The sequence below is a fragment of the Streptomyces venezuelae genome, from assembly GCF_008642315.1.
Lineage (GTDB): Bacteria > Actinomycetota > Actinomycetes > Streptomycetales > Streptomycetaceae > Streptomyces > Streptomyces venezuelae_D.
Genome location: NZ_CP029192.1, coordinates 2,803,565 through 2,829,964, shown reverse-complemented (window position 1 = coordinate 2,829,964; position 26,400 = coordinate 2,803,565). Strand labels below are relative to the sequence as shown.

Below are 26,400 nucleotides of genomic sequence, written 5' to 3'. Positions count from 1 at the left end.
CAAGCGCGCCCCCCGGAATGGATGGTTCCGGGGGGCTTATTCCGCCGGAACGGCCACGGAGAGCGCTCCGGGCGGCCATGATGGGGGCATGGCGGGGCTGGAGGGTGACGAACGGCCGCGGCGGCACGGCAGTGCGACCGCGGCGCGCTGGTCGCCGGCGGTTGAGGACGAACACGCGCTGAAGGCGCTCGAGTTGTTCGGCAATCCCACGGACGCGGAGGTCCCGCTGCCGTCGCGCCCGGAGTCCGCCGCCATCGCGCGCCGCCTCGCCCAGGTCGTGGTCCTGCGCCACTGGGGGCTCTCCCCGAAGCTCACCGAGGACGTCGTCCTCCTCGTCTCCGAACTCGTCGGGAACGCCGTGCGGCACACCGGCGCCCGCGTCTTCGGCCTGCGCATGCAGCGGCGGCGCGGCTGGATCCGGGTCGAGGTCCGCGATCCGTCGCGCGGGCTGCCCTGTCTGCTCCCCGTCCACGAGATGGACCTGAGCGGCCGCGGCCTCTTCCTCGTCGACAAGCTCTCGGACCGGTGGGGCGTGGATCTGCTGCCGCGCGGCAAGACGACGTGGTTCGAGATGCGGGCGGCCGACCGCTGATACGCGAAAGCCCCCGGCTGCCGTGGTCGGCGCGAGGGGGCCTTCGTGAAGCGGCGTGGACAGTGGGGTGTGGTCCACGGCCGCCGAGACGACCTGAGCCCGGGTCAATGGGGGTCGTGTCTCCGACTATGGCAGACGGGCGTCCCCGATCCAAAGTCTCGTAAGGGATGAAATACGGGCAAACCATAACAGTTTAGAGGTGAATCCTTGGTGAGATGGGACACCTGCCTGGTAAACGCTGGTTAAGTGGAGGCTGTGGCAGGCGATAAGCAAGGGGCGACAGGGGGGTCGCCCGCACGGGGATCCGACCCGTAACACCGCCGAAGCGGGCAATCAGCATCTTTTCCATGTTTTTCCCATTAAATGGTCCGGTGATCGAGACCGACCGCCGCAGAGCCCTGCGCGCGGGCGCCGGCCTGGTCGCCGCGGGCGCGCTCACCACCGGGTGCGCCGCGACCGGCCCCGCCGCCCCCGCACGCGACCGCCCGCCCGCCACCACGACCCCCCGCCCGGCCAGGCCCGCCCCGGCCGCCGCCCCCGCACCCCGCCGCTTCCCCGGGGCGCCCGGCCAGATCGGCCACGGCCCCCGCACCCGCCCCCAGGTCGCCCTCACCTTCCACGGCCAGGGTGACCCCGCCACCGCGAAGGCACTCCTCGCCCAGGCGGAGCAGGCCGGCGCGAAGATCACCGTGCTCGCCGTCGGCAGCTGGCTCGACGCACATCCCGACCTGGCGCGCCGCATCCTCGACGGCGGCCACGACCTGGGCAACCACACCCACCACCACCTCGACATCAACGCCATGTCCGAGGCCGAGGCCCACGCCGAGATCACCGGCTGCGCGGACCGCCTGCGCCGTCTCACCGGCTCCATCGGCACCTGGTTCCGCCCCTCGCGCGCCCGGACGGCGACCCCCCTCGTCGAACGCCTCGCCCACCGCGCGGGCTACCCGCACGTCCTCTCGTACGACGTCGACTCCCTCGACTTCACGTCACCGGGCGCCCCCGCCGTGACCCGCACCGTCGCGGGCGAGATCCGCGAGGGATCCGTCGTGAGCCTGCACTTCGGGTACGCGGACACGGTCGCCGCCCTGCCCGCCGTCCTGGAAGAACTGGAACGCCGCGGCCTGCGCGCGGTCACGACCACGGAGCTGCTGACCTGATGCCCCTGATCCCGAACGAGACGTTCACCGCCACCAAACGCACCGCGGCCGTGCTCGCCGCCGGCGCCGTCCTCGCCGCCCTCGCGGGCTGCGGCAGCGGCAAGGGCGACACCGAAGCCCTCGGCACCGAAGGCGTCCGCAAGCCCGCCAGGCCGAAGGCGGCACCCGGCCTGCCCGGCATGCCGCCGGTGCTCGACCCCAAGGACGCGTACGCCGCCGACCGGCCCAACGCGCTCCAGCCCGTGGCCAAGAAGTTCCTGCAGCGCGTCTACGTCCCCAACACCGAGTCCAACACGGTGTCGGTCATCGACCCGAAGAAGTTCGAGGTCATCGAGACCATCAAGGTCGGCAACCAGCCGCAGCACGTCGTCCCCTCCTGGGACATGAAGACGCTCTGGGTCAACAACGACCTCGGCGACAGCCTCACCGCCATCGACCCGGTCACCGGCAGGACGGGCCGTACGGTCGAGGTCTCCGACCCGTACAACCTCTACTTCACGCCGAACGGCAAGCACGCGATCGTCATGGCGTCCATGGACCGCGAACTCGTCTTCCGCGACCCGAAGACCATGAACCGCGACAAGACCGTCCCCGTCACCTGCGCCGGCGTCAACCACGCCGACTTCTCCATGGACGGCCGCTACTTCATCGTGTCCTGCGAGTTCTCCGGCGAACTCCTCAAGGTCGACACGGAGAAGATGGAGGTCGTCGGCCAGCAGAAGATCCCCTTCAAGGGCGCCATGCCGCAGGACGTGAAGATGTCGCCCGACGGCAAGACGTTCTACATCGCCGACATGATGGCGCACGGCATGTGGGTCCTGGACGGCGACAAGTTCACGGAACCGAAGCTGATGCGCACGGGCAGGGGCTGCCACGGCCTGTACGTCAGCCGCGACTCCAAGGAGATGTACATCTCCAACCGGGGCGAGGGAACCATCTCCGTCTTCGACTTCCCGAAGAACAGGCTCACCAAGAAGTGGAAGCTCCCGGACGGCGGCAGCCCCGACATGGGAGGTGTCTCGGCGGACGGCAACACCCTCTGGCTGTCGGGGCGTTACGACTCCGAGGTGTACGCCATCGACACCCGGACCGGAGTCCAGCTGGCCCGCATCCCGGTCGGCAACGGACCGCACGGCCTCGCGGTGTACCCACAGCCGGGCCGCTACTCCCTCGGGCACACCGGGATCTTCCGTTGAACAGTTGATGGTTGACGGTTGGCCCTTGCTGACAGCGGGCACCAAACGGGCAGTTCAGGAACTGCCTAGCGCCCAATCTGGAGGCGCCCGTGATCCGTGGCATCGACGTCAGCTCCCACCAGTCGACCTTCGACACGGACGGTCTCTCCTTCGTCTTCATAAAGGCGACGGAGGGCCGTTCGTACATCAACCCGAAACTGTCCGCCCAGACGAAGCGCGCCCGAGACGGCGGCTGCGTGGTCGGCTACTACCACTTCCTGTGGCCGGGCAACATCACGGCCCAGGCGGAGTACTTCGTGAGCAAGGCCCCGGAGAAGGCGGGGGACCTGCTGGCGGTGGACTGGGAGTGGACGGGGAACCATACGGCTGCCTCGAACGCGGAGAAGGACCGCTTCATCCGTGAGGTGAAACGCCTGCGGCCGTCGCACCGGGTCATGCTCTACGCGAACCGTGATTTCTGGTTGAACCGGGACACCACGTCCTACGCGGGCGACGGACTGTGGATCGCCGACTACGTCAGCGCGGGCAAGCCCCGCATCCAGGCGAAGTGGAAGATCCACCAGTACACGTCGACACCGCTGGACAAGAACGTGGCCGACTTCGCGAGCGAGGACGCGCTGCGGGAGTGGGCCACGCCCTGAGTGGTGTGCCAGGAGGGCGCGTCTGTCAGGCGCGCCACTCCGCCGTACGCTCCCGTGACGCCGCGTCCAGCGCCTTCTGGATCTCGTCCGCTCCACCGGCGTTCCCGTACACGGGAGTTCCGGGCTGCTGACGCCAGGAGTCGTCCTGGCCGCCGTTGTCCACGGTGTCAAAGCCGAGCTCGTCGATCAGGTCGCGCACGATCTTCTTGGCGGCCTCGTCGTCGCCGGACACGGGCAGGGCGACCCGGCCCGCGGCGCCCTGAGGCAGGGGCTTGTCGAGGATGTCCTGCGCGTACGTGCCGTTGAAGGCCTTGATGACGGGGTGGCCGATCTGCCGCTCCGTCCACCGGCTCTCGGTCAGACCGTCCTCGATCTCGGCGATGCGCCCGTCGCGCTGCTGCGGATAGTAGTTGCCGGTGTCGATGACGGCGACGTTTTCGGCTGCGCCGTCGAGGAAGCCGGCCGGCAGGTCGGGGACTGCCTTGAGCGGGATGGTCACGACGACGACCTGCGCGTCGCGCGCGGCTTCACCGACGGTGACGGGCTTCGCGCCGGTCTCCTCGGCGAGGGCGGTCAGCGTGTGGGGGCCGCGCGAGTTGGCGACGGAGACGTCGTGGCCGAGGGCGGTGAGGCGGCGGGTGAGGTTGCCGCCGATGTTGCCCGCTCCGATGATGCCGATCTTCATGACTGACTGCCTTTCCGAGGCGAGGAGGCGAGGTGCCGAGCTCGTAACGGAGGGAACCTCCGGATCGGCGGGGATATTCCGGCGGCGTGCAGAATGATTGCGTCGTAATGGCTACGTAGGTCGTGACGGCTACGTATTACGTATCGAGGGAAAGCGAGCAGCGGCCGATGAGCTTGGCGCAGCCCGGGACGTCCCGTCGTGCCCTTCTGCTCGCCGCGGCGCTGCTGCCGCTCCCGGCGTGCGGTTCCGGTGACGGCCCCGCGCCGCGGAAGTCCACCGCGGGCCCGCCCTCGACCCCCGCAGCCGATCCCTCCCGCCTCGCCTCCCGTTTTACCGCGCTGGAGCGCAAGCACGGTGGCCGCCTCGGGGTGTACGCCCTGGCGACCGGCACGGGCGCCACGCTGACCCACCGCGCGGACGAACGGTTCGCGTTCTGCTCCACGTTCAAGACGCTGGCCGCGGCGGCCGTCGTGCACCACCGCCCCCTCGATCAACTCGACAAGCGCGTCACGTACACCGCCGCCGACGTCGACTCCATCTCGCCCGTCACCGAGAAGCACATCGCGACCGGCATGACGGTCGGGGAACTGTGCGACGCCGCGATCCGGTACAGCGACGGCACGGCGGGCAACCTGCTGATGCGCGAGATCGGCGGCCCGGCAGGGCTGACGGACTACCTGCGGGGGCTCGGGGACAAGGTCAGCCGCATGGACGACCACGAACCCGAGCTGAACGACGTGCCGCCGGGGGATCCGCGCGACACGACCACGCCGCGGGCCGTCGCCGCCGACTACCGCGCCCTGGTCCTCGGCGCCGCGCTGCCCGACGCGAAGCGGGCCCTCCTGGCGGGGTGGCTCGGGCGCAATGCCACGGAGGTGGGGGCGCGGCGGATCCGGGCGGGCGTGCCGAAGGGGTGGCGGGTCGCGGACAAGACCGGCACGGGCAACTGGGGGAGGGCCAACGACATCGCCGTGGTCCGGCCGCCGGACGCGGACCCCCTCGTACTCGCCGTCATGACGGACCGTCCCGGCCGCGACACCCCGCCCGTGAACGCGTTCATCGCGGAGGCCGCGAAGCTGGTCGTCGCCGAGCTGACGTAGGCGGCCGGGCGTCGGAAAACCGGTGAAGCCGCGCCGACGGAGACCATTACCGTGCTGCCGACCTCATCTCCCGGGAAAAGGACGTGCCGTTGTACACCGTGTGAGACACCCCGAGCGCTGATCGGTCGCGCGTCGCGCGTCGCGCGTCGCGCCCTGCGCGCCGCGCTGCTCCTGCGCGAGGGGCGCACGCTCGCCTCCGGCACGGTGGCCGACGTGCTCACGAGCGACCAGGTCGGCAAGTGTTCCGACCATCCCGTGCGGCTGGAGCGCAGGGACGGCCGGTGGAGCGTGCGCGCCCGCCGCTGAGGGCGTGTGAGACGCGAAGGGCCCGGCACACATGTGTGCCGGGCCCTTCCGCCGCGTCGGCTCGCGCCGACCCGTCGACTACTTGTTCAGGCTCGCCCAGAACTCGTCGAAAGAGAGACGCTTGTCCGCGTCGGTGTCCTTCGTGCCGATCACGGCCTCGGCCACCGCCTCGGTCTGGTAGAAGTCGCCCATCCTGGCCATGGCGCTCTTCCACTCCGCCGCCGTGATGAAGCCGTCGCCGTCCGCGTCGAACTGCTCGAACGTCTTGCGCGCTTCCTCGATGTCCGCCACCGGATCCACCCCTTCTTGGTGCACTACTGACGGGGGTTAGGGTAACGGCCGCGCCGGGGCCCGCCGACAACGAGTACGCCCCATGGCCAGCACTTCCGTCCGTGTCCCAACCGTGACCTTTCTCCATATCTTGTTCACGAACTGAGATCCCGGCCCGCGTCGCGCACGAGGCGGGTGCGGTACAACGTCACCGGGAGGCCGCGCGCCTCCGTGAGGGGGCGTGGGCTGTGGTGGAGATGGTCGAAGGCGCGGCGGGGCCCGCGGGGCGGGCGCCGTTCGTGGGCAGGGGTGCGGAGCTCGGCCGCCTCGAAGCGCTCCTCGACGACCTGAGGGCGGGCGTCGTCGACGTGGTCGGGGACCCGGGGATCGGCAAGAGCAGGCTCCTGACGGAGTTCGCGGCGCTGGCCCGGGCCCGGGGTGTGACCGTGCTGCGGGGGAGGGGGTCGGAGCGGGCCAGGGGGCGTCCGTTGCGGCCGTTCACGGACGCCTTCACCGAACTCGACCCGCGCGCACGCCGTGCGTTCCCCTCGCTGGACGGGCTGCCCGCGGTCGTGCGGGGGGAGTGCGGCGACGGGTGTCCGGCCGCGGTGGCGGGCCTCGGCCCGGGTGCGGTGTCGGGCGCGGTGTCAGGCGCGGACCTCTTCGATCTGTGCCGGGTCACCGCGGCGGCGCTCGGCGGTGTCGGCGGGCGCGGCCTCGTCGTCGTACTCGACGATCTGCACTGGGCGGACGAGGCGACCGTCGAGCTCGTCGACCATCTCGTACGCCACCCCGTGCGCGCCCCGTTCCTGCTGGCTGTCGGCCGGCGTGAACGGCAGACCCCGGCCGCGCTGTCCGCCGCCCTCACGCGCGGGCTCGACTCCGGAGTCGTCCTGCGGACCGCCCTCGGACCGCTGGGCGCCGACGAGTTGATCGACGGGCTCGCCGCCGGAGTGCCGCGGGAGCGGGCCGTCGAGATGTACGAGGCGAGCCAGGGCAGTCCGCTGTACTTCCTCGCCCTCCTCCACGGCGACCGCTCGGCGGCCTTCCACGACGAACTCGCCGTGCTGCCCCGCCTGGAGCGGGCCGCCATGGACGCGGTCGCGGTGCTCGGCGAGCACGCCAACACGGACCGGATCGCCGCCGTGACGGGGGCCGACCCCTTCGACCTCATCGCCGCGTTGCGGGTGCTGGTCGACCGTGACCTGCTCAGATCGGACCGCCGCGCGCGCTGCCTCACCCCACGCCACCCGCTCCTGCGCGCCTGGATACGCGAGACCGTCGACCCCTGGCGCCGCCTCGAACTGCACCGCGCGGCCGCCGTCGAGCTCACCCGGACCGGCGCGCCGCTCCTCGACCGCGCCCACCACGTGGAGGAGTCCCTCTCCCGCTGGGACCCCAAGGCGGCGGCCGTCCTGACCGAAGCCGCGGAACAGGCCGTCGCCACGGCCCCCGCCGACAGCGCGCGGCTCCTCGGCGTGGTCCTCCGCGTCCTGCCCGACACGCCCGAACACCACATCACACGCAGCGAGTTGATGCTCAAGCGGGCGACCGCGCTCGGCATGACCGGCGCCGTCAGGGAGAGCAGGGACCTCCTCCACCGGCTCATCGCGACGCACCGCCCCGCCCCGGAAGGGCCGGAGGGGGCGGAGGGCGGGGACGCGCTGCGGACGTCCGCCGTCGTGCAGTGCGCCTTCATGGAGCGCACCCTCGGCCGGTACGCGGCAGCCCGCGCCCTGCTCCGCCGCGAACTCGACCGGCGCCCGGGGCCGCCGCCCGCCCAGCGCACCGGTCTGGTCGTCGAGTGGGGCAACCGCGCCCTGTTCGCCACGCGCTACCCCGAGGCCCGCGACGAGGTGGCCGGGGCCCTGGCCGACGCCCGGCTCCGCGGCGACGAGCTCGGCGCCGCGGAGGCCCTGACGCTGGCGGCGCTGGGGGAGGCGTACGAGGGGAACACGCAGGCGGCGCGCGAGTACGCCGCCGAGGCCGCCGCGCTCACCGACGTCACGACCGACGCCGACCTCGCCGGACAGTGCGAGTCGCTGGTGCGTCTGGCCTGGAGCGAGGTGTTCCTGGACGACTGCGCCGCCGCGCAGCGCCACGCCGAACGCGGCGTCGAGATCGCCCGGCGCACCGGCCGGCCCTTCGCGCTGGCCCAGCTGCTGCTCACCGGCGCGTACGCCCGCTTCACCACGGGACGCCTGCACACGGCGCTGGAGTGGGCCGACGAGGCCGTCTCGGTCGCCGGCTCGCTGGGCGGCGCCGAACTCCTCGGCATGAGCCGGGCCGTACGCGCCCTCATCCTCATGCAGACGCGTCCGGCGGGCGACCCGGACGTGCTGGCCGCGGCCGAGGAGGCAGCGGCGACGGTGGGCGCGGTGGAGGGCTGGTGGGCGACGGTGTCCCGGAGTCTTCTCGCGTACGCGGTGCTGGGCGCGGGCGACCCGTACCGGGTGCGGGAGGTCCTGCTGGACGCGGGCGGCGACGGCGACCTGTCCCGCGTACAGCCCTCGATGCGGCCCAACTTCTTCGAGCTGCTCGTCACCGCGTCGCTGGCCACCGGCGACGTGGCGGACGCGGAACGCTGGGCGTCCCACGCGCTCGCGCTGGCGGACCGGCTCGGCCTGCCCGTCCAGCGGGGCGCGGCCCTGCGCGCCGTCGGACTCGTCGCGGCCCAGCGAGGCGAACTGGCGCGGGCCGCAGCGGCGTTCACGGAGTCGGCGCACGAGAGCGCGCGGGCCGGGGCGGTGCTGCGCGAGGCCCAGAGCCTGCTGCTCGGCGCCCCCTTCGCGGCCGCCACGGGCGACCCCGCCCGGGCCGCCGCCATGTCCCGTCGCGGCCTCCGCCTCGCCGAGGAGGGCGGCGCCCGCCTGATCCTGGACATGGCGGCGCGGGCGCGCCGGGGCCGGGAAGAGGGAGCGGGAGCAGGGGCGGGGTCGGGGGAGGGCGCGCGGCCGGGCCGGGGCGGTACGGGCCCGGGGGTGACGCGGGACGGCGCGGCCGCACATGGCTCCGGCGGCCCGCCGCCCGCCGACCCGACGGCCCGCACCCCCCTCCCGGGCCCGCGCGCCGACGTCCCGCCCTTGCCGTCCGGCCCGTTCGCCTCCCTGACGCCGCGCGAGCGCGAGATAGCCGCGCTGGTCGCCGAGGGCCTCACCAACCAGGCCGTCGCCGACCGGCTCTGCCTCAGCACCCGCACGGTCGAGAGCCATGTGGGCCGGGTGTACCGCAAGACGGGCGTCACCTCGCGCGCGGCCCTGGCCTCGCTGGTGACGCGGTGCGCGGCCGGGCCGCCGCAGGGCGGGGGAGAGTAGGGAGCGGCCCTTCACTCCGGCGGTGTGCGGCCCGCCCCGGCCAGCAGGTCGCACTCCTCGGCGAGGGACGCCAGCGTGCCGTCCGGGTCCGGGCGTGCGCGTACCGCGGCGGCCAGGGCGCGGGCGCGGGTCGCCGCCTCCTCGCGGCGATCCAGGACGAATTCCAGGCGTACGGCGAGGAGTTCGGTGGGGTGGAGGTCCGCCAGACCCGGGCCGCCGCACGCGCGCAGCGCCTCGATCGCCCGTTCCGTGTGGCCGAGTGCGGTCGCGAAGGCGCGTACGTTGGCCGCGCACTGCTCCGGGGTGCCCCACCCGGCCAGCGGTGGGCCGTCTGCGTGTTCCATCGCCAGGCGCGCCAACTGGGCGTGGGTGCGGCCCAGTTCCACGTGCAGCTCGGTGCGCTCCGGGTCCTGTTCGGCCTCCTCGGCGCGGCGCAGGTTCGTGTCCAGGGCCTCCGCCATGACGGTGTCGGCCGCGGCGAGTCCGTGAGCGGCCAGGGTCTCCCACGCCCTGGCCCGCTGCGCCCGGACCAGGGCGCCGTGCTCGCCGAGGGCGCGCCACAGTTCCTCGGCCCGCGCGTAGGCCCGCCCGGCCTCCGCCGGCTGCCCGGCCCGGCTGAGCGCCCGCGCCGCCTGCTGGGTGAGGGATGCCTCCTCGTGCCGGCCGCCGGGAGAGGCGCGGGTGAGCTCGGCGGCACGCATGAACTGGACCGCCGCCAGCGCTGGTTGGTGCGTGCGGAGGTGGCTTCGGGCCAGCCAGGTGTGCGCCTGGGCGCGGTCGGCCGGCTCGTGGTCGTCCCCGAGGTCGGGCAGTACGGACTCCAGGACCTCGACGGCCTCCTCGTGACGGCCTGCCTCGCAGTGCAGCCCGCCGAGGCGCAGCCGGGCCAGCGCGCCGATGTGCGGGCTTCCGCCGGGCAGCCCCGCGAAGTGCGCGGCGTCGGTCAGGAGCCGTTCCGCCCGCGGACCCGTCCCGTCGGCCCAGTCGTCGGAGGGCGTCAGGGACTCCGCGAGCGTCAGGCACAGGCGGGCCCGGTCCAGCGGGGACAGCGTCGATGCGGAGTCGTGGTGCGGTGCTGGCGCGGGCCGAGCCGTCCGGATGTGCAACGGCAGGCCGTCCACGAGTGGTTGCGCGGCCATGCGGGCCCGTGCTCCCTCCGAGACCGTGGTCGTGCCGTTGCGCCGGTCGAAGCGGGCGGCCAGGCCGAGGGCCGCGTCCCGGGTGTGGTCCAGAAGCGCCGCCGCCGTCCACGCGCGGCCCGGCGGCCCCGGCACCTGACGCTCGGCGTGGCCCGTCTCCACCGCACGGCGCATCAGCAGCGCGGCGCCGACCAGCCACTCCAGGTGGTCGAGCGGGTCGCCCGTGTCGGCCCAGCGCCGGCCCTGCTCGCCGAGGATTCGCAGGCCGCTCGGCTCGTTGCCGGTGAGCGCGCAGAACTCGACGTGCAGCCCGACGACGGGACCGAACGCCTCGTCGGAGCGGACCATCCGGTAGCCGCGCAGATGGTGGTCGCGTGCCCGGTCCGTACGGCCGGTGCGGACCAGCGGCAACAGGGACCGGGCGAGGGTCTCGTGCGGCTCGCGGTGGCAGCTGTGGGTGCCGCCCAGGACGGGTCCCCACCCGTCGAGGGCCGCCAGGTCGTCGCCCAGGTCCAGCTGCCGCAGACCCTCCGTCGCGTACTCGCAGGCCAGACAGTCGGCCATGTCGTCCCGCACGGCCGCCGTCCACGCGGCGTACGCCCGCGTGGCGCGGGCCCTGTCGCCCAGGTGCCGCGCGAGCCTGAACTCGGCGCCGTGCACGGCCCGTTCGGAGTACCCCGCCGCGCGGTAGCGGCGCCGCATCCGGGTCAGCCACCCCTCGGCCTCGGCGAGCGGGACGTCGGGCTGCTGCCGCGCGTCGGTCACCACCCACTTGAACATCCAGTGCAGACGCCGGACGTCGTCCTCGCCGAAGTCCGCCGGGTTCTCGTCGTACAGGCGCAGCAGCCGCCGGAACGGTACGAACGTCCGCGCGCACTCGCCGCCGAAGCTGTACGAGTGGACGAGGAGCGTCAGCGCCGCCACGAGCAGCGGGCGGTCGCCGGTGGCGGCGGCCGCGTCGGCGAGCTCTTCGGCGCGGGCGGTGCGTGCCCTCCCGTACGGCTCCGCGTCCAGCCGGAGGATGTCGCCGAGGAGCTCGTGGTGCTCGGGGAGCTCGGGGGGTTCGGGGCTTCTGCGGCGCTCCTGGCGGGCGCGGGCGTGAAGGTTCCTGGTCGCGCCCTGCGGGCCCATGTGCGGTTCCTAGTTCGGATGATCCGGGGGCCGGGGCGGGTGCGTGATGCGGCACGGCTCCCCCTGGATGCGCAGGGTCTCAGGACACGGGTGGTCCCGGCATCCGTAGAACTACGCAACCGGCTACGCAAACCGACGGCACCGGCCGAACCGGCCGACGGTCACCCGTACAGCGAACGCCCTCCCGGGCTGTCGCCCGTGAAGCGCTGACCCGCGGCGATCTCGTCGCCGATCACCCACCAGGCGGTCTCGTCGTCCCGGAAGGGGAGCGGGTCGACGCGGCTCGTCTCCTCCCGGATGCGCGCGACCTCGCGCTCAAGACGCTCGAAGCCCGCCTCCTCGCTGTCGTCGCCGAAGGTGAACTCGTCGAGCAGACGCTGGAAGCTGACCGTGACGTGCACGAGGGACGAGACGTCCGCGTGGAGCTCCCGCGCGGTCTCCTCGTCGAGATCGAAGGCGTACACCTTCCCGGAAGCGGGGTCGAGGGCCAGATGCGCGTTGAGCAGCCAGCCGATGACGGGCCAGACGCCCGCCGCCTCCCCGGCGTCCTCCCGTCCTTCGTAACCCTCGATGCCCTCGACGTCGACGACGTCACGGACGAGCGGCAGTGCCCCGGAGGCCTCGTCGGGCTCCCGCAGATGAAGCGTCCCGGTGGGGGCGCCGACCGACTGGAGGAGGCGGGCACCCCGTGTGTCCGCGGCGGAGGCGGGAAACGCGGACACGGGCAGCGTCACGAGGCGGTCCTCGCCGAAGATGCCGGTGACCGCGGAGCGGGTGACGTCGAAAAGCACTGCCGGAACTCCGAACTCGACGGCGCGACCCTGGCGCCGGACGACTCATGGCGGAAGGGGCACGGTGGTGCTCCCCTCCCGCCATGGTCCCCGACGCGCCTCCTACCTCCGCGGGCGGCCCTTCTTCCCCGCCGCGCAGCTCTCGCCCACCGTGAACTGGGACCCCGGCTCGATCAGGACGTCGCCGTCCGCCGAGTCCGTGATGGTCACGTCGCAGAGCGCCGCGTTGCCGCGGGCCCCGCCGTGGGCGCGTATGCCGGCGCCGTTGTTGGACTTCGAGATCTTCACGTTGCTGATCTTCACGTCGGGTGTGGCGCCGCCGCCCGACTTGAACTGGATGCCGTCGTACGTCGAGTCGTGGATGTCGGTGTCCCGGATGGTCACGCCGGGGATGCTCTGCCCCTGGGCGAAGAGGGTGATGGCGCCGAACTCCTGCTGCTCGCCCCAGAACGCGCCGCCCGTGCGGTACAGGCCGTTGTTCGCGATCAGTGTCCGACCGGAGAAGGGCAGCGGGTCGTGGTCGGTGGCGAGCATGATGCCGGGGTAGTTCATCGTGTCGGAGACCAGATTGTTCTCGATCGTGTTGCCGTAGCCGCCGTAGACCGCGATTCCGTTGGCGCGCCAGGGGAGCTGGACCGTGTTGCCGGTGAAGGTGTTGTCGTGGCCGATGTCCTTCGACTGGTCCTTCACGTACTTGTTGGCCCATACGGCCAGCGCGTCGTCCCCGGTGTTGCGGAACGAGGAGTCGGACACGGTGGAGTTCCGGGTGCCGTTGGAGAAGTTCACGCCGTCCGCGTAGGTGTTGCGGATGCGCATGCCGCTGAACTCCAGGCCGTCGCCCGGGTTCCACAGGTCGGGGATGTTGCCGTAGTCGCGGCCGACCCAGGCGGCGACGTTGGCGTGTTCGATCCAGACGTTCTCGATCTTCGTGTTCCTGCCGAAGCGGCCGTTGAGTCCGACCCCGCCCTCCTGGCCGCCGTCGCCGCCGCGGATCGTGCCCGAGCCGAAGATGGCGAGGTCGGAGATCCGGGTGTTGTCGTCGATGTCGAAGCCGAAGTTGCCCTCGTGCGGATGGTTGATGCCGCCCGCCTCGTGGGGCGGGGTCAGCGTGTACAGCTGGGAGTGCCACATGCCCGCGCCGCGGATCGTGACATCGCGGATGCCGACCTGGTTGTACGGGGTGCCGGGGTACTTCGGGTCGACGGTGAGGATCTTCTGTTCCTGGCGCCACCGCCCGGCCGGGATCCACACGCAGTCGATCTCGCCCTTCTGGTCGGCGGTCACGGCCGCCTGGATGGCCTTGGTGTCGTCCTCGCCGTCGTCGGGCTTCGCCCCGTACTCGGTGATGGAGGTGCACTCGGCAGGTTTGGCGGCGGGCGGCGCGACCTGCTCCAGGTCGATCAGGTCGACGACGTAGAACGCGGCGTCGTCACCGGCGTCGCGCTGCAGCCGGAACTTCGTGCCCTGCGGATACGTGTCCTTGAGCAGGGCGTGCGACTCGTCGAAGAGCCGTCGTGCGTCGCCGCCCGGGCGGTTGGTCAACCCCTCCGGGTCGTCGGTGTTCCCGTACAGCCAGCTGTGCTTGGAGGACAGCGTCACCTTCTGCACGAACTCGCCGTCGGCGTACAGGCTGAGTGTCTTGTCCTGACCGCCGCCGCCCGGGGCGTCCGGTATGGAGTTGCGTACGACGATCGAGTTGGTGGAGTTCTCCGAGGTGAACTCGACGTACTGGCCGGTCGACGTGAGCCGGACCGCCTTGCGGCCCGAGGACTCCGTGGCGAAATTGGTGTGGCCGAAGGGGCGGGTGGGCTCGGCCTCCAGGAGGGTCCCGTCGTACGTGCCGTCCTCCGCCTCGTACTCGGTGTACGGCAGGTTCGCGCCGCGGGCGGCGGCGGTGGCTCTGTCGGTCGTGGTGGCCCCGTGTGCCGTGACGGGCAGGAGGCCCGCCGACGCGAGGCCGAGGCCCAGCGCGGCGGCGAGCAAGCGTGTGGTGCGCATGACAGTCCCTTCGGTGGTGGGGGGACGGGATGGGTGCGGCTCTGTGTGTGGGGGGAGGTGTGCGGTCCGGCCGCGGGCGCTCAGGCCCGCAGCCAGACCGCGGTGTCCTGCGGCAACCGCCCCCGCGGGGACAAGGGGCCGCTGGCCAGCAGGAGTTCGGCGTCCGCGGGCAGCGCCGCGTCGTCGGATCCGAAGTTGACCAGACAGATCAGCGTGGCGCCGTCCCGCTCACAGGTGCGCGCGAAGGACAGCACGCCCGGCTCGTCGGCGCGCAGCCGGCGCAGCGGCCCCGCGTCGGCGAAGGAGCGCCGCAGCCGCAGCGCCGTCCGGTACAGGGAGAGCATCGAGCCGGGGTCGTGGACCTGGAGCTCGGTCGCGTACGCGGACCAGTCCCGCGGCACCGGAAGCCAGCTCCGCTCCGGGGCGCCGTCCCAGGGCAGCGGCACCCGGCAGCCGTCCCGCCCCGGGTCGAGGCCGCCGGACCGCGCGTGCATCGGGTCCTGGATGCGGTCAACGGGGATCTCCGCCTCCGGCAGCCCGAGCTCCTCGCCCTGGTAGAGGTAGAGGGAGCCGGGCAGCGCCAGGGTGAGGAGGGCCGCGGCCCGCGCCCTGCGGGTGCCGAGGTCCAGGTCGGTGGGGACGCCGAACCGTTTCCTTTCGAAGGCGAAGCCGGTGTCGTCCGCCCGCCCGTACCGCGTGACCGTGCGGGTCACGTCGTGGTTGGCGAGGACCCAGGTGGCGGGGGCGCCGACCGGGGCGTGCGTGGTCAGGGTCAGGTCGATCGACTCCCACAGCTGCGCCGGGTCCCACGGCCGGGACAGGAAGTCGAAGTTGAAGGCGGTGTGCAGCTCGTCCGGGCGCAGGTAGCGGGCGAAGCGCTCCGCGTCCGGCAGCCAGATCTCACCGATCAGCGCGGCACCGTACTCGTCGGCGATCCGCCGCCAGGAGCGGTAGATGTCGTGCAGCTCCGGCTGGTCGTGGAAGGGGTGCGGGCGGTCCCGGTCCATGGAGGGCAGTCCTTCCGCCTTGGCGAGGAGCGCCGCGGAGTCGATGCGGACGCCCGCGGCGCCGCGCTCGAACCAGAAGCGCAGCACGTCCTCGTGCTCCCGCCGGACCTTCGGGTGGCTCCAGTTGAGGTCGGGCTGCTCGGGCGCGAACAGGTGGAGGTACCACTCGCCGTCCTCCGTGCGGGACCACGGCACCCCGCCGAACTCGCCCACCCAGTCGTTGGGCGGCTCGTCCGAGTACGGCCGGAAGTGGAACAGCTCCCGCTCCGGGGAGCCGGGCCCCGCCGCCAGCGCCGCCTTGAACCACTCGTGCTGGTCGGACACGTGGTTCGGCACGACGTCCACGATGCAGCGCAGGTCCAGCTCCCGGGCCTCGGCGATGAGTTTCTCGGCCTCGCCGAGGCTGCCGAACGCCGGGTCGATGGTGCGGTAGTCCGCGACGTCGTAGCCGCCGTCGGCGAGCGGCGACAGGTACCAGGGGGTGAACCACAGGGCGTCCACGCCCAGTTCGGCCAGATAGGGGAGGCGGGAGCGGACCCCGGCGAGGTCGCCGGTGCCGTCGCCGTTCCCGTCCGCGAAGGAACGGACGTACACCTGATAGATGGCAGCGCTGCGCCACCACTCCGTGCTGGGCAAGGGGAGTCCTTTCGTACGAACCGGAGCAGACCGTGGTGCGGTCTCCGCGCGCTCAGCCCTTGAGGCTGCCGGCGCCGAGCCCGGCGATGATGTGGCGCTGGAAGACCAGGAAGAGCGCGACCAGCGGCAGGGACGCCATGACGAGCCCGGCCACCAGACTGTTGAGCGGGGTGTCCTGGGCCACGCGCTGGAGGAACACGCTCAGCGGTTGCTGTGCCGGGTCGGGCAGCACGAGCAGCGGCCAGAGGAAGTCCTTCCACGCCGTGACGATGGAGAGGATGGAGACCACGGCGATGATCGGCCGGGCCAGCGGGAGCACCACGCGCCACATGGTCGTCACGGGCCCCGCGCCGTCGACCTTCGCCGCGTCGAGGAGCTCGTCGGGGATCCGGTCGAAGAAGTTCTTCAGGATGTAGATGTTGAAGGCGTTGGCGGCGGCGGGGAGCCACACCGCGCTGGGACTGTTGATCAGGTTGCGGTTGAACAGCGGGACGTCCACGACGGTGAGGTAGACCGGCACGAGGAGCGCGGTGGCGGGCATCATCAGCGTCACGAGCATCAGGCCGAGCACCACGTTCCCGAACCGCGGGCGCAGCTTGGACAGGGCGTAGGCGGCGGGGATCTGCACCGCGAGCTGCACCAGCCACGCCCCGCCGGCCAGGACGACCGTGTTGAGGAAGTAGCGGGAGAGGTCCATCTCCCGCCATGCCTTCGTGTAGTTCTCGGGGTGCCAGCTCTCGGGCACGTAGGTGGGCGGGTTCTGCGCCAGCTCGGTGGACGACTTCATGGCGCCGGTCGCCGCCCAGTACAGCGGCACGATGAAGGCGACCGTGAAGAGGACGAGGGCGACGGTGAGGACCGACCAGTAGATGAGCCGTCCCTTGCGCGTCCTGAGGACGGCGGGGCGGACGAGGGTGCGCGTCGAGGCGGACATCGCTCACTCCTTGGCGGCGCGGGTGACCCGCAGATAGAGGGCGGAGAACACGCCCAGGGCGATCAGGAGCAGCAGGCTCAGCGCGCTGGCGGTGCCGAAGTCGTTGTAGACGAAGGCGTACCGGTAGACGAGGAACATCACGGTCACCGTGGAGTCCTCGGGGCCGCCACCCGTCATCACGTACGGCTCGGTGAACACCTGCATCGTCGCGACGATCTGGAGCAGCAGCAGGACGAGCAGCACGAACCGGGTCTGCGGGATCGTGACGTGGCGCAGCCGCTGCCACACGCCCGCGCCGTCCAGCTCCGCCGCCTCGTACAGCTCGCCGGGGATGGTCTGGAGCGCGGCAAGGTAGATGAGGGTGGTGGTGCCCATGTTGGCCCAGGTCGAGACGATGACCAGGGAGATCAGTGAGGTGGACGAGGAGTCGAGCCACGCCGATGTCGGCAGGTGCAGGGTGCGGAGGATCTCGTTCAACAGGCCGGGGCCCGGGTCGTAGAACCACTTCCACATCAGCGCCACCACGACCGGCGGCAGCATGACGGGCAGATAGACGAGGACCCGGAAGTACGCCCGCGCGTGCCGGAACTCGTTGAGGAGCACCGCCGTCAGGAACGGCACGGCGAAGCCGAGGACCAGCGCGTACAGGGTGAACAGGCCGGTGTTCCGCCAGGCCGTGAGGAACAGCGGATCGTTGAGGAGCTTCTCGAAGTTGCTGGTGCCGTTCCAGGTGTTGCCGGTGGCGAAGTTGACGTCCTGGAAGCCGAGGAGCACGTTGCGGATGATCGGCCACCACGAGAACAGCGCGAAGATCACCACGGCCGCGCTCAGGAACCCGTACGCCGTCAGGTGCTCGCGCAGCGCGCGGCGGCGGGCCTCCCGCGGTCTGCGGGGTGCGGGGGAGGGGGCCGGCGCGAGGGCCGTGTCCCGGGTCGGGGTCTTCAGCGACATGCTCATCAGGAGGCGTCGTAGATCGCGTTGACCTTGTTCTCGGCGTCGTCGAGCAGGGCGTCGATGTCGGCGTCCTTCTTGGTGAGGACGGACTGCATCGCCGAGTCGAGGATCGCGTAGACCTCCTGGGCCTTGGGCGGTTCGATCACGCCGGGCACCTTGGGCGCGGAGTCCATGAACGCCTGGTAGTTGCCGGTCGGCATGTTCGCCTTGTCCTGCTTGGCCTTCTCGATCCGGTCGCGGACGGGGCCCTCGAAGACGTCGGGGACGGTGGGCATCGGGATGCCGACGGGGAGCTTCGCGTCCGCGTAGTCGGCGACGTTCTTCTCGATGACGTCGGGGTTGAGGTAGCGCCACTGGATCCACTTGACGCCGGCCTTGATCTTCGCCGGGGACGCCTTGGGGTTGAACATGTAGCCCTCGCCGCCGAGCAGCGTGGCCTTCGCGTCCGGTACGGGGGCGAGCGCGTAGTCCGCGTACTTCCCGCCGAACTGCTTGGCGATGACGGTGATGTTGTCCGCGGCCGCGACGTACATGCCGAGCTTGCCGGAGCCCATCATCCGCTGGACGTCCTCGACCTGGAGCAGCTGCTTGCTGCCCATGGAGTCGTCCTTCCAGCGCATGTCGTACAGGTCCTGGAAGGTGGCTTTGCCCTCAGGGGTGTTGAAGGCGGCCTTCCACTTCCCGCCGCTCTCCTCGGCGATCCGGCCGCCGCGTGAGTACAGCTCCGCCGTGTAGTGCCAGCCGCCCTGGTTGTTCTTGGAGAAGTCGGCGTAGCCCACGGTGTTGTCGCCGAGCGCGGCGATCTTCTTGGCGGCCTTGCGGACGTCCGCCCAGGTCTTCGGTGCCTGGTCGGGGTCGAGGCCGGCCTTCTCGAACAGGGCGCGGTTGTAGATGAGTCCCATCGAGTAGTTCGACGTCGGCAGGCCGTACTGCCTTCCCTCGTCGTCCTGGAAGATCTTCATCAGCGGGTCCTGGAGGTCGCCGCGGCGCGGCATGTCCTTGACGGCGTCCGTGATGTCCGCGGCCTGCTTCTTCTCGATCAGGGACCGGGTGTCGGTGAAGTAGACGTAGAAGACGTCCTCCAACTTGCCGCCGGCGAGCTTCGCGTTGAAGGTCTTCGGGTCCATGAAGCCCTCGTGGGGCACGATGTCGATGTCCGGGTTGGCCTTCTCGAACTGCCGCACGTGCTTGTCGTAGAGCTTGCGCTCGAAGGCCTGGGTCGTGGGCGGCTGCCCGTTGACGTCGAGCTTCACCTTGCCGCCGGAATCCGACTCGGCGCCGTCGCTGCTCGTGCCGCAAGCGGTGAGCGCGATCAGCGCGAGAACGGTCGCGGTGGCGAGCGAGAGTGTTCGGCTGCTCGTGGATGTCATCGGGAGACCCCCTCCGGGTCGTGCTGTACGTCCGTGCTGCGGGTGCCGGGTGGTGCGGCGCATACATAACCATCGGCGCAACCGGGCACGCAAGAACTTGAACGGAGATTGCAAAAATTGGATAGCAAGGTGGAGGACTGTCAGACGTGGGGTGTCACGACTTCCGCTTCGCCTGTAGTCAATTCGACAGTTCTCTGCAATTCTCCCACTGCTTCACGCCAAAAGCTGCGTGCTCGACAGTGAGGGAGCCACACACGTCATGAAACGCATCAGAGACGCACAGGCCCGAAGACCACGCAGGTGGTGGCGGCCCTTCGCCGCCGCTCTCACCGCGACGCTGCTCCTCCTCGGCCTGCCCGCCCTGCCCGCCGCGGCGGCGGGCGGCCCCGACCTGGCCGCGGGCAAGCCGGCCAAGGCGAGCAGCGCCAAGGCGGAGTACGGCGCCGCCCACATCACCGACGGCAACGCGGGCACGTACTGGGAGAGTGCGTCGTCCGACCTGCCCCAGTGGGTGCAGGTCGACCTCGGCCGCGGCACCCGCGTCGACGAGGTCGTCCTCAAGCTGCCCCCGGCCTGGGAGGCCCGCAAGCAGACGCTGTCCGTGCAGGGCAGCGCCGACGGCAGCGGCTTCGACACCCTCGCCGCGTCCGGGGCCCGCTCCTTCGAGCCCGGCTCCGGCAACACGGTGACGGTCCGCTTCCCTTCGGCGCAGACCCGTTTCGTACGGGTGCACATCACCGCCAACACCGGCTGGCCCGCCGCCCAGCTCGCCGAGCTGCAGGTGCACGCGGCCGCCGACGCCTCCGTGAACCTGGCGCTCGGCAAGACCCTCAAGGCGAGCAGCCACACCCAGGACTACGCCGCAGCCAACGCCAACGACGGCAACCGCGCCACGTACTGGGAGAGCGAGAACGGCAGGCTTCCGCAGTGGGTCCAGGCCGACCTCGGCTCCTCGGCGCGGATCGACGAGGTGGTCCTGCGCGTGCCCGAGGGATGGGGCGACCGCCGCCAGACCCTGAAGGTCCAGGGCAGCACGGACGGCTCGGACTTCACCGACCTGGCCGCGTCCAAGGAGTACGCCTTCACCGCGGCCTCGGAGCACTCCGCGACCCTCGCCCTCGACACCGTCACCACGCGGTACGTCCGCGTCCTGATCACCGCCAACACCGCGCAGCCCGCGGGCCAGCTGTCCGAGCTGGAGATCTACGGCCCGGCGGGCGGCGACACGCAGGCGCCCACCGCGCCGAAGAACCTCGCCCTCACCGAACCGGAGCCGGGCCGGATCAAGCTCGCCTGGGACGCCTCCGACGACGACAAGGGCGTGACCGCGTACGACGTGTACGCCAACGGGGAGCTGCTCACCAGCGTCGCCGGTGACGTGCGCACGTACACCGACACGCGGTCGGCGGGCGCCACCGTCACGTACTACGTGCGCGCCCGCGACGCCGCGGGCAACGCCTCACCCAACAGCAACTCCGTCACCCGCAAGGGCGACTCGGGCGACACCCAGGCACCGACCGCGCCCACGAACCTCACGATCGGCCAGCCCTCCAGCGGTGAGATCAAGCTGACATGGGGTGCGTCGGACGACAACGTGAAGGTCACGGCGTACGACGTGTACGCGGACGGCAAGCTCCTGAAGTCCGTGGCCGGCGACGTGACGACGTACACCGACACCCGTTCCGCGAGCGTCACCGTCTCCTATACGGTCCGGGCCCGCGACGCCGCCGGGAACGTCTCGGCGCACAGCAACACCGTGACGCGCCCCGGCGGCGGCAACAAGAACCTGGCCGAGGGCAAGCCGATCACGGCCTCCTCGGTGATCCACACCTTCGTCGCCGAGAACGCCAACGACGGCCAGACGTCCACCTACTGGGAGGGCGCCGCGGGCAGCTACCCCAACACCCTCACCGTCAAGCTCGGCGCCAACGCCGACGTCGACGCGGTCGTCGTCAAGCTGAACCCGGACGCCGGGTGGGGCGCCCGCACCCAGAAGGTGCAGGTCCTCGGCCGGGAGCAGAAGGCCTCCGACTTCACGTCGCTGGTGGCGGAGAAGGAGTACTCCTTCAGCCCGTCCGGCAACCAGAACACCGTCACCATTCCGGTGTCGGCGAAGGTCGCCGACGTGCGTCTGCGGTTCACCGCGAACAGCGGCGCCACCGCCGGGCAGGTCGCCGAGTTCCAGGTCATGGGCGCCCCGGCGGCCAACCCCGACCTGGAGATCACCAAGCTGGCGTACGCCCCCGAGGCGCCGACCGAGACCGACGAGCTGACCCTGACCGCGACCGTGCGCAACCGCGGCACCGAGGCCTCGACGGCCACCGACGCCGTCTTCCGTCTCGGCGGCGACAAGGCGGGCACGGCGTCCGTGGGCGCGCTCGCCGCGGGCGAGTCGACGACGGTGAGCGCCAGGACCGGCGCGCGCGACGCGGGCTCGTACCCCTTCAGCGCGGAGGTGGACACCAAGAACGAGGTGATCGAACAGGACGAGGGCAACAACACCTACACCGGCCCGAGCCCGCTGGTGGTCAAGCCGGTCGACTCGTCCGACCTGGTGGCGTCCCCCGTGAGCTGGACGCCGTCCGCGCCCTCCAAGGGCAAGGAGGTCACCTTCAGTGTCGCGGTCAAGAACCAGGGCACCAAGGCGTCCGCATCGGGCGCGCACGGCATCAAGGTCGTCCTCCAGGATGACAAGGGCGCCACAGTGAAGACCCTGACCGGCGAGCACAACGGCGTGATCGGCGCGGGCGACACCACGGCCCCGGTCAAGCTCGGCACCTGGACCGCTGGCGACGGCCGCTTCACGATCAGGACCGTCATCGCCGACGACGCCAACGAACTGCCGGTCAAGCGCGAGAACAACACGACCACCCACTCCCTGTTCGTCGGCCGGGGTGCCGACATGCCCTACGACACCTACGAGGCGGAGGACGGCGTCCTCGCGGGCGGCGCGAAGACCGTCGGCCCCAACCGCACCGTCGGCGACCTCGCCGGTGAGGCGTCCGGCCGCAAGGCCGTCACGCTGAACTCGACCGGCGAGTCCGTGGAGTTCACCGCCAAGCAGGACACCAACACCCTGGTCACCCGCTTCTCCATCCCGGACGCCCCGGGCGGCGGCGGCACCCAGGCGACCCTGAACATCTACGTGGACGGCGTCTTCAGGAAGGCCATCGACCTCACCTCCAAGTACGCCTGGCTGTACGGGGACGAGGCATCGCCCGGCAACTCGCCGGGAGCCGGCCCCGCCCGGCACATCTACGACGAGGCGCACGTCATGCTCGACGGGACGGTGAAGGCCGGCAGCAAGATCAAGCTCCAGAAGGACAGCGCCAACACCTCGCGCTACGCCATCGACTTCGTCGACCTGGAGCAGGTCACCGCGAAGGCCAACCCCGACCCGGCCGCCTACACCGTGCCCGCCGGGTTCACCCACCAGGACGTGCAGAACGCCCTGGACAAGGTCCGCATGGACACCAGCGGAAAGCTGACGGGCGTCTACCTGCCGCCCGGCGACTACGAGCCGAGCAACAAGTTCCAGGTCTACGGCAAGGCCGTCCAGGTCGTCGGCGCCGGCCCCTGGTTCACCCGCTTCCACGCCCCGAGGAGCCAGGACAACACGGACGTCGGATTCCGTGCCGAGGCGAGCGCCAAGGGCTCGTCCTTCTCCGGCTTCGCCTACTTCGGCAACTACACGTCCCGCATCGACGGCCCCGGCAAGGTCTTCGACTTCCAGAACGTCTCCGACATCACCATCGACGACATCTGGAACGAGCACATGGTGTGCCTCTACTGGGGCGCCAACACGGACCGCATGACCATCAAGAACTCGCGGATCCGCGACATGTTCGCCGACGGCATCAACATGACCAACGGCAGTACGGACAACCTGGTCGCCAACAACGAGGCGCGGGCCACGGGCGACGACAGCTTCGCCCTCTTCTCCGCCATCGACGCGGGCGGCGCGGACATGAAGAACAACGTCTACGAGAACCTGACCTCGCTCCTGACCTGGCGCGCGGCGGGCTTCGCGGTCTACGGCGGCTACAACAACACCTTCCGCAACAGCCGCATCGCCGACACCCTCGTCTACTCCGGGATCACCATCTCCTCGCTGGACTTCGGCTACCCGATGAACGGCTTCGGGAAGGACCCGACCACGTTCGAGAACATCACGGTCGAACGGGCCGGCGGCACCTTCTGGAAGGGCCAGGACTTCCCGGCCATCTGGGCGTTCTCCGCGTCGAAGGTCTTCCAGGGGATCCGCGTGAACAACGTCGACATCGTCGACCCGACGTTCCACGGGGTGATGTTCCAGACGAAGTACACGGGCAGCCAGCCCGAGTTCCCGGTCAAGGACACGATCTTCACGGATGTGTCGATCACGGGAGCGCCGATCGGCATCTACGTCAACGAGATGCCGGAGGCGGGTCAGGGGCCCGCCGTCGGTGAAGCCACCTTCGTACGGCCCAAGTTGAGCGGCAACGGGCAGGACATCAAGAACGACACGTCCACGTTCAAGCTCACCATGCAGCCCTGACCTGCGGAGGAGGCATACACGTGCGCGGCCGTCCGGATTCCGGGCGGCCGTTTACGTAACTGGCTTGCAGGCCTTGCGCTATTCTTGCGGCCATGACGCGACGACTTGCTCAAGTTGCGAAGAAGGTGGGGGTCAGCGAGGCGACGGTCAGCCGTGTCCTCAACGACAAGCCCGGCGTCTCCGCCGCGACCCGACAGTCCGTGCTGACGGCCCTGGACGTCCTCGGCTACGAGCGGCCCACCCAGCTGCGCGGCGAGCGCGCCCGGCTCGTCGGCCTCGTGCTCCCCGAGCTCCAGAACCCGATCTTCCCCGCGTTCGCCGAGGTCATCGGGGGCGCCCTCGCGCAGCAGGGCCTCACACCCGTGCTCTGCACGCAGACCAGGGGCGGCGTCTCCGAGGCCGACTACGTGGACCTGCTGCTCCAGCAGCACGTCTCCGGCGTCGTCTTCGCCGGCGGCCTCTTCGCGGAGGCCGACGCGCCCCACGACCACTACCGGCGCCTGGCCGAGCGCAACATCCCCGTCGTCCTGATCAACGCGTCGATCGAAGGCCTCGACTTCCCCTGCGTCGCGTGTGACGACGCCGTCGCCGTCGAGCAGGCCTGGCGCCACCTCGCCTCGCTCGGCCACGAACGGATCGGCCTCGTCCTCGGCCCGGCCGACCACGTGCCCTCGCGCCGCAAGCTCGTCGCCGCCCGCGACATCGCCGCGGCCGCGGGCATGGAGCTGCCCGACGCGTTCGTCGAGCGGTCGATCTTCTCCCTGGAGGGCGGTCAGGCGGCCGCCGCGCGCCTCATGGAGCGCGGCGTCACCGGCATCGTCTGCGGCAGCGACCCGCTCGCCCTCGGCGCCGTCCGGGCCGCCCGCCGCAAGGGCCTCTCCGTCCCCGCCGACGTCTCCGTCGTCGGCTACGACGACTCGGCCTTCATGACCTGCACCGAGCCGCCCCTCTCGACCGTGCGCCAGCCCATCGAGGCGATGGGCCGCGCCGCCGTCGACCTGCTGTGCGCGCAGATCCGGGGCACCCAGGCCCACCCCGGCGAGCTCCTCTTCGAGCCGGAGCTCGTCGTCCGCGGCTCGACGGCTCAGCTGCTCGGCACTCGCTGATTCAGCACTCGATGATGTTCACCGCGAGACCGCCCCGCGCGGTCTCCTTGTACTTGACGCTCATGTCGGCGCCCGTGTCCTTCATCGTCTTGATGACCTTGTCGAGGGACACCTTGTGGGAGCCGTCGCCGCGCATCGCCATCTTCGCGGCGGTGACGGCCTTGACCGCCGCCATGCCGTTGCGCTCGATGCACGGGATCTGAACGAGCCCGCCGACCGGGTCGCAGGTCAGGCCCAGGTTGTGCTCCATGCCGATCTCCGCGGCGTTCTCCACCTTGGAGGGGGAGCCGCCCATGACCTCGGCGAGCGCGCCCGCCGCCATCGAGCAGGCGGAGCCGACCTCGCCCTGGCAGCCGACCTCGGCGCCGGAGATCGAGGCGTTCTCCTTGAAGAGCATGCCGATCGCGCCGGCCGCCAGCAGGAAGCGGACCACGCCGTCCTCGTCGGCGCCGGGCACGAAGTTCATGTAGTAGTGCAGGACCGCCGGGATGATGCCCGCCGCGCCGTTCGTGGGGGCCGTGACCACGCGGCCGCCCGCGGCGTTCTCCTCGTTCACCGCCATCGCGTAGAGCGTGATCCACTCCATGGCGCGGGCCTGCGGCTCGCCCTCGGCGCGCAGCTGCCTGGCCGAGTTCGCGGCGCGGCGGCGCACCTTCAGGCCGCCCGGCAGGATGCCCTCGCGGGACATGCCGCGCGAGACGCAGGCCTGCATGACGCCCCAGATGTCGAGCAGACCCGCACGGATCTCCTCCTCGGTGCGCCACGCCTTCTCGTTCTCCAGCATCAGCGCGGAGATGGACAGGCCCGTCTCCTCCGTGAGGCGGAGCAGCTCGTCGCCGGTGCGGAAGGGGTGCCGCAGGACGGTGTCGTCCGGCACGATCGGGTTCTCGCCCGCGACAGCGTCCTCGTCGACCACGAAACCGCCGCCCACGGAGTAGTACGTCTTCTCCAGGACGAGGCCGCCCTCACGGTCGTACGCGAAGATCGTCATGCCGTTGGCGTGGTACGGCAGGGCCTTGCGGCGGTGCAGGATCAGGTCCTCGTCGAAATCGAAGTCGATCTCGTGCATGCCGAGGAGGTTGATGCGGCCGCCGCTCCTGATCTCCTCGACGCGGTCGTCGGCGCTCTCCACGTTCACGGTGCGGGGCGACTCGCCCTCCAGGCCGAGCAGCACGGCCTTCGGGGTGCCGTGGCCGTGGCCCGTCGCGCCGAGCGAGCCGTACAGCTCCGCCCGTATCGCCGTCGTGTGGGCCATGAGGCCCTCGTTCTTGAGGCGGCTCGCGAACATGCGGGCCGCGCGCATGGGACCGACCGTGTGGGAGCTGGACGGGCCGATGCCGATCGAGAACAGGTCGAAGACCGAGATGGCCACGGAAAACTCCAAGGGTGGTTGGTAGACGCCGTTGTCTGCCGGGGTGATGCAGAAGTACAAGGCGGTGCGGGAACTACTGGGCGGTGCGGGACGTGGTGCGGGGCACCTCGCTCACTCTCCAGTGTGCGGGGTGCCCCGATGTTTCGTACGTACGAACAAAA

18 protein-coding genes are annotated in these 26,400 nt (G+C 71.1%); 8 read left to right on the top strand and 10 right to left on the bottom strand.

Annotated features, from left to right (window positions below):
* Nucleotides 1-88 precede the first annotated feature (88 nt).
* The 4 genes from DEJ48_RS11790 (at nt 89) to DEJ48_RS11775 (ending at nt 3,589) form a co-directional block, all read left to right on the top strand.
* Nucleotides 89-592 carry an ATP-binding protein gene (locus tag DEJ48_RS11790; protein WP_150186326.1) on the top strand — a complete coding sequence of 168 codons (504 nt, stop codon included), beginning with the start codon at nt 89-91 and terminating at the stop codon, nt 590-592.
* Nucleotides 593-963: 371 nt separating this feature from the next.
* Nucleotides 964-1,752 (top strand): polysaccharide deacetylase family protein, encoded by a 789-nt coding sequence (locus tag DEJ48_RS11785; protein WP_223832002.1) that lies wholly within the window; start codon nt 964-966, stop codon nt 1,750-1,752.
* Nucleotides 1,752-2,948 carry a YncE family protein gene (locus DEJ48_RS11780; protein ID WP_150216087.1) on the top strand — a complete coding sequence of 399 codons (1,197 nt, stop codon included), beginning with the start codon at nt 1,752-1,754 and terminating at the stop codon, nt 2,946-2,948. The genes DEJ48_RS11785 and DEJ48_RS11780 overlap by 1 nt, the downstream gene beginning before the upstream one ends.
* An 89-nt stretch (nt 2,949-3,037) precedes the next feature.
* Nucleotides 3,038-3,589 carry a glycoside hydrolase family 25 protein gene (locus DEJ48_RS11775; RefSeq protein ID WP_150216086.1) on the top strand — a complete coding sequence of 184 codons (552 nt, stop codon included), beginning with the start codon at nt 3,038-3,040 and terminating at the stop codon, nt 3,587-3,589.
* Nucleotides 3,590-3,614: 25 nt separating this feature from the next.
* On the opposite strand, the gene DEJ48_RS11770 is transcribed toward DEJ48_RS11775, so the two are convergent.
* The gene (locus DEJ48_RS11770) at nt 3,615-4,349 is read right to left on the bottom strand and encodes an NADPH-dependent F420 reductase (RefSeq protein ID WP_223832459.1); all 735 of its coding nucleotides are present in this window, start codon (nt 4,347-4,349) and stop codon (nt 3,615-3,617) included.
* A gap of 92 nt (nt 4,350-4,441) precedes the next feature.
* Between DEJ48_RS11770 and bla the strand changes: the two genes are divergently transcribed.
* Nucleotides 4,442-5,374, top strand: coding sequence for a class A beta-lactamase (gene bla, locus DEJ48_RS11765; protein WP_150216084.1), 933 nt, complete (start codon nt 4,442-4,444; stop codon nt 5,372-5,374).
* Between the two features lie 384 nt (nt 5,375-5,758).
* Here bla and DEJ48_RS11755 read toward each other — a convergent pair whose 3' ends face one another.
* Entirely contained in the window at nt 5,759-5,971 is a 213-nt protein-coding gene (locus DEJ48_RS11755) for an EF-hand domain-containing protein (protein WP_150172461.1), read from the bottom strand.
* 236 nt (nt 5,972-6,207) lie between these two features.
* On the opposite strand from DEJ48_RS11755, the gene DEJ48_RS11750 reads away from it, so the two are divergent.
* Nucleotides 6,208-9,264 carry a helix-turn-helix transcriptional regulator gene (locus DEJ48_RS11750; protein WP_150221125.1) on the top strand — a complete coding sequence of 1,019 codons (3,057 nt, stop codon included), beginning with the start codon at nt 6,208-6,210 and terminating at the stop codon, nt 9,262-9,264.
* Nucleotides 9,265-9,275: 11 nt separating this feature from the next.
* On the opposite strand, the gene DEJ48_RS11745 is transcribed toward DEJ48_RS11750, so the two are convergent.
* The 7 genes from DEJ48_RS11745 to DEJ48_RS11715 all read right to left on the bottom strand — a co-directional run bounded on the left by DEJ48_RS11745 (nt 9,276) and on the right by DEJ48_RS11715 (nt 19,224).
* Complete coding sequence (locus DEJ48_RS11745; protein ID WP_150216083.1) at nt 9,276-11,534, bottom strand: hypothetical protein; 2,259 nt, start codon at nt 11,532-11,534, stop codon at nt 9,276-9,278.
* Between the two features lie 161 nt (nt 11,535-11,695).
* Nucleotides 11,696-12,325, bottom strand: coding sequence for an SUKH-4 family immunity protein (locus tag DEJ48_RS11740; RefSeq protein ID WP_150216082.1), 630 nt, complete (start codon nt 12,323-12,325; stop codon nt 11,696-11,698).
* Between the two features lie 102 nt (nt 12,326-12,427).
* On the bottom strand, nt 12,428-14,308 hold the full coding sequence (locus DEJ48_RS11735) for a right-handed parallel beta-helix repeat-containing protein (protein WP_411757531.1): 1,881 nt from the start codon (nt 14,306-14,308) through the stop codon (nt 12,428-12,430).
* Nucleotides 14,309-14,403: 95 nt separating this feature from the next.
* Nucleotides 14,404-15,966 carry a glycoside hydrolase family 13 protein gene (locus tag DEJ48_RS11730; protein WP_150216080.1) on the bottom strand — a complete coding sequence of 521 codons (1,563 nt, stop codon included), beginning with the start codon at nt 15,964-15,966 and terminating at the stop codon, nt 14,404-14,406.
* Nucleotides 15,967-16,018: 52 nt separating this feature from the next.
* Nucleotides 16,019-16,900, bottom strand: a complete 882-nt coding sequence (locus DEJ48_RS11725) for a carbohydrate ABC transporter permease (RefSeq protein WP_150216079.1) — start codon at nt 16,898-16,900, stop codon at nt 16,019-16,021.
* 3 nt (nt 16,901-16,903) lie between these two features.
* Nucleotides 16,904-17,851: a carbohydrate ABC transporter permease gene (locus DEJ48_RS11720; RefSeq protein ID WP_190537973.1), complete on the bottom strand. Its 948-nt coding sequence runs from the start codon at nt 17,849-17,851 to the stop codon at nt 16,904-16,906.
* A 5-nt stretch (nt 17,852-17,856) separates the two neighbouring features.
* On the bottom strand, nt 17,857-19,224 hold the full coding sequence (locus DEJ48_RS11715) for an ABC transporter substrate-binding protein (protein ID WP_150216077.1): 1,368 nt from the start codon (nt 19,222-19,224) through the stop codon (nt 17,857-17,859).
* A gap of 259 nt (nt 19,225-19,483) precedes the next feature.
* On the opposite strand from DEJ48_RS11715, the gene DEJ48_RS11710 reads away from it, so the two are divergent.
* Together DEJ48_RS11710 and DEJ48_RS11705 are read left to right on the top strand one after the other, a co-directional pair.
* Complete coding sequence (locus DEJ48_RS11710) at nt 19,484-23,761, top strand: discoidin domain-containing protein (RefSeq protein WP_150216076.1); 4,278 nt, start codon at nt 19,484-19,486, stop codon at nt 23,759-23,761.
* A gap of 92 nt (nt 23,762-23,853) precedes the next feature.
* On the top strand, nt 23,854-24,867 hold the full coding sequence (locus DEJ48_RS11705) for a LacI family DNA-binding transcriptional regulator (RefSeq protein ID WP_150216075.1): 1,014 nt from the start codon (nt 23,854-23,856) through the stop codon (nt 24,865-24,867).
* Between the two features lies 1 nt (nt 24,868).
* Here the strand turns inward: DEJ48_RS11705 and DEJ48_RS11700 are convergent, their stop codons facing one another.
* Nucleotides 24,869-26,239: an L-serine ammonia-lyase gene (locus tag DEJ48_RS11700; RefSeq protein ID WP_150221124.1), complete on the bottom strand. Its 1,371-nt coding sequence runs from the start codon at nt 26,237-26,239 to the stop codon at nt 24,869-24,871.
* Nucleotides 26,240-26,400 lie beyond the last annotated feature (161 nt).

What these genes read in the sequence shown, in the direction of transcription:
- DEJ48_RS11745 (WP_150216083.1), bottom strand. Translation starts at nt 11,534, where the DNA reads ATGGGCCCGCAGGGCGCGACCAGGAACCTTCACGCCCGCGCCCGCCAG.
- DEJ48_RS11750 (WP_150221125.1), top strand. Translation starts at nt 6,208, where the DNA reads ATGGTCGAAGGCGCGGCGGGGCCCGCGGGGCGGGCGCCGTTCGTGGGC.
- DEJ48_RS11705 (WP_150216075.1), top strand. Translation starts at nt 23,854, where the DNA reads ATGACGCGACGACTTGCTCAAGTTGCGAAGAAGGTGGGGGTCAGCGAG.
- DEJ48_RS11725 (WP_150216079.1), bottom strand. Translation starts at nt 16,900, where the DNA reads ATGTCCGCCTCGACGCGCACCCTCGTCCGCCCCGCCGTCCTCAGGACG.
- DEJ48_RS11715 (WP_150216077.1), bottom strand. Translation starts at nt 19,224, where the DNA reads ATGACATCCACGAGCAGCCGAACACTCTCGCTCGCCACCGCGACCGTT.
- DEJ48_RS11780 (WP_150216087.1), top strand. Translation starts at nt 1,752, where the DNA reads ATGCCCCTGATCCCGAACGAGACGTTCACCGCCACCAAACGCACCGCG.
- DEJ48_RS11710 (WP_150216076.1), top strand. Translation starts at nt 19,484, where the DNA reads ATGAAACGCATCAGAGACGCACAGGCCCGAAGACCACGCAGGTGGTGG.
- DEJ48_RS11720 (WP_190537973.1), bottom strand. Translation starts at nt 17,851, where the DNA reads ATGTCGCTGAAGACCCCGACCCGGGACACGGCCCTCGCGCCGGCCCCC.
- DEJ48_RS11790 (WP_150186326.1), top strand. Translation starts at nt 89, where the DNA reads ATGGCGGGGCTGGAGGGTGACGAACGGCCGCGGCGGCACGGCAGTGCG.
- bla (WP_150216084.1), top strand. Translation starts at nt 4,442, where the DNA reads ATGAGCTTGGCGCAGCCCGGGACGTCCCGTCGTGCCCTTCTGCTCGCC.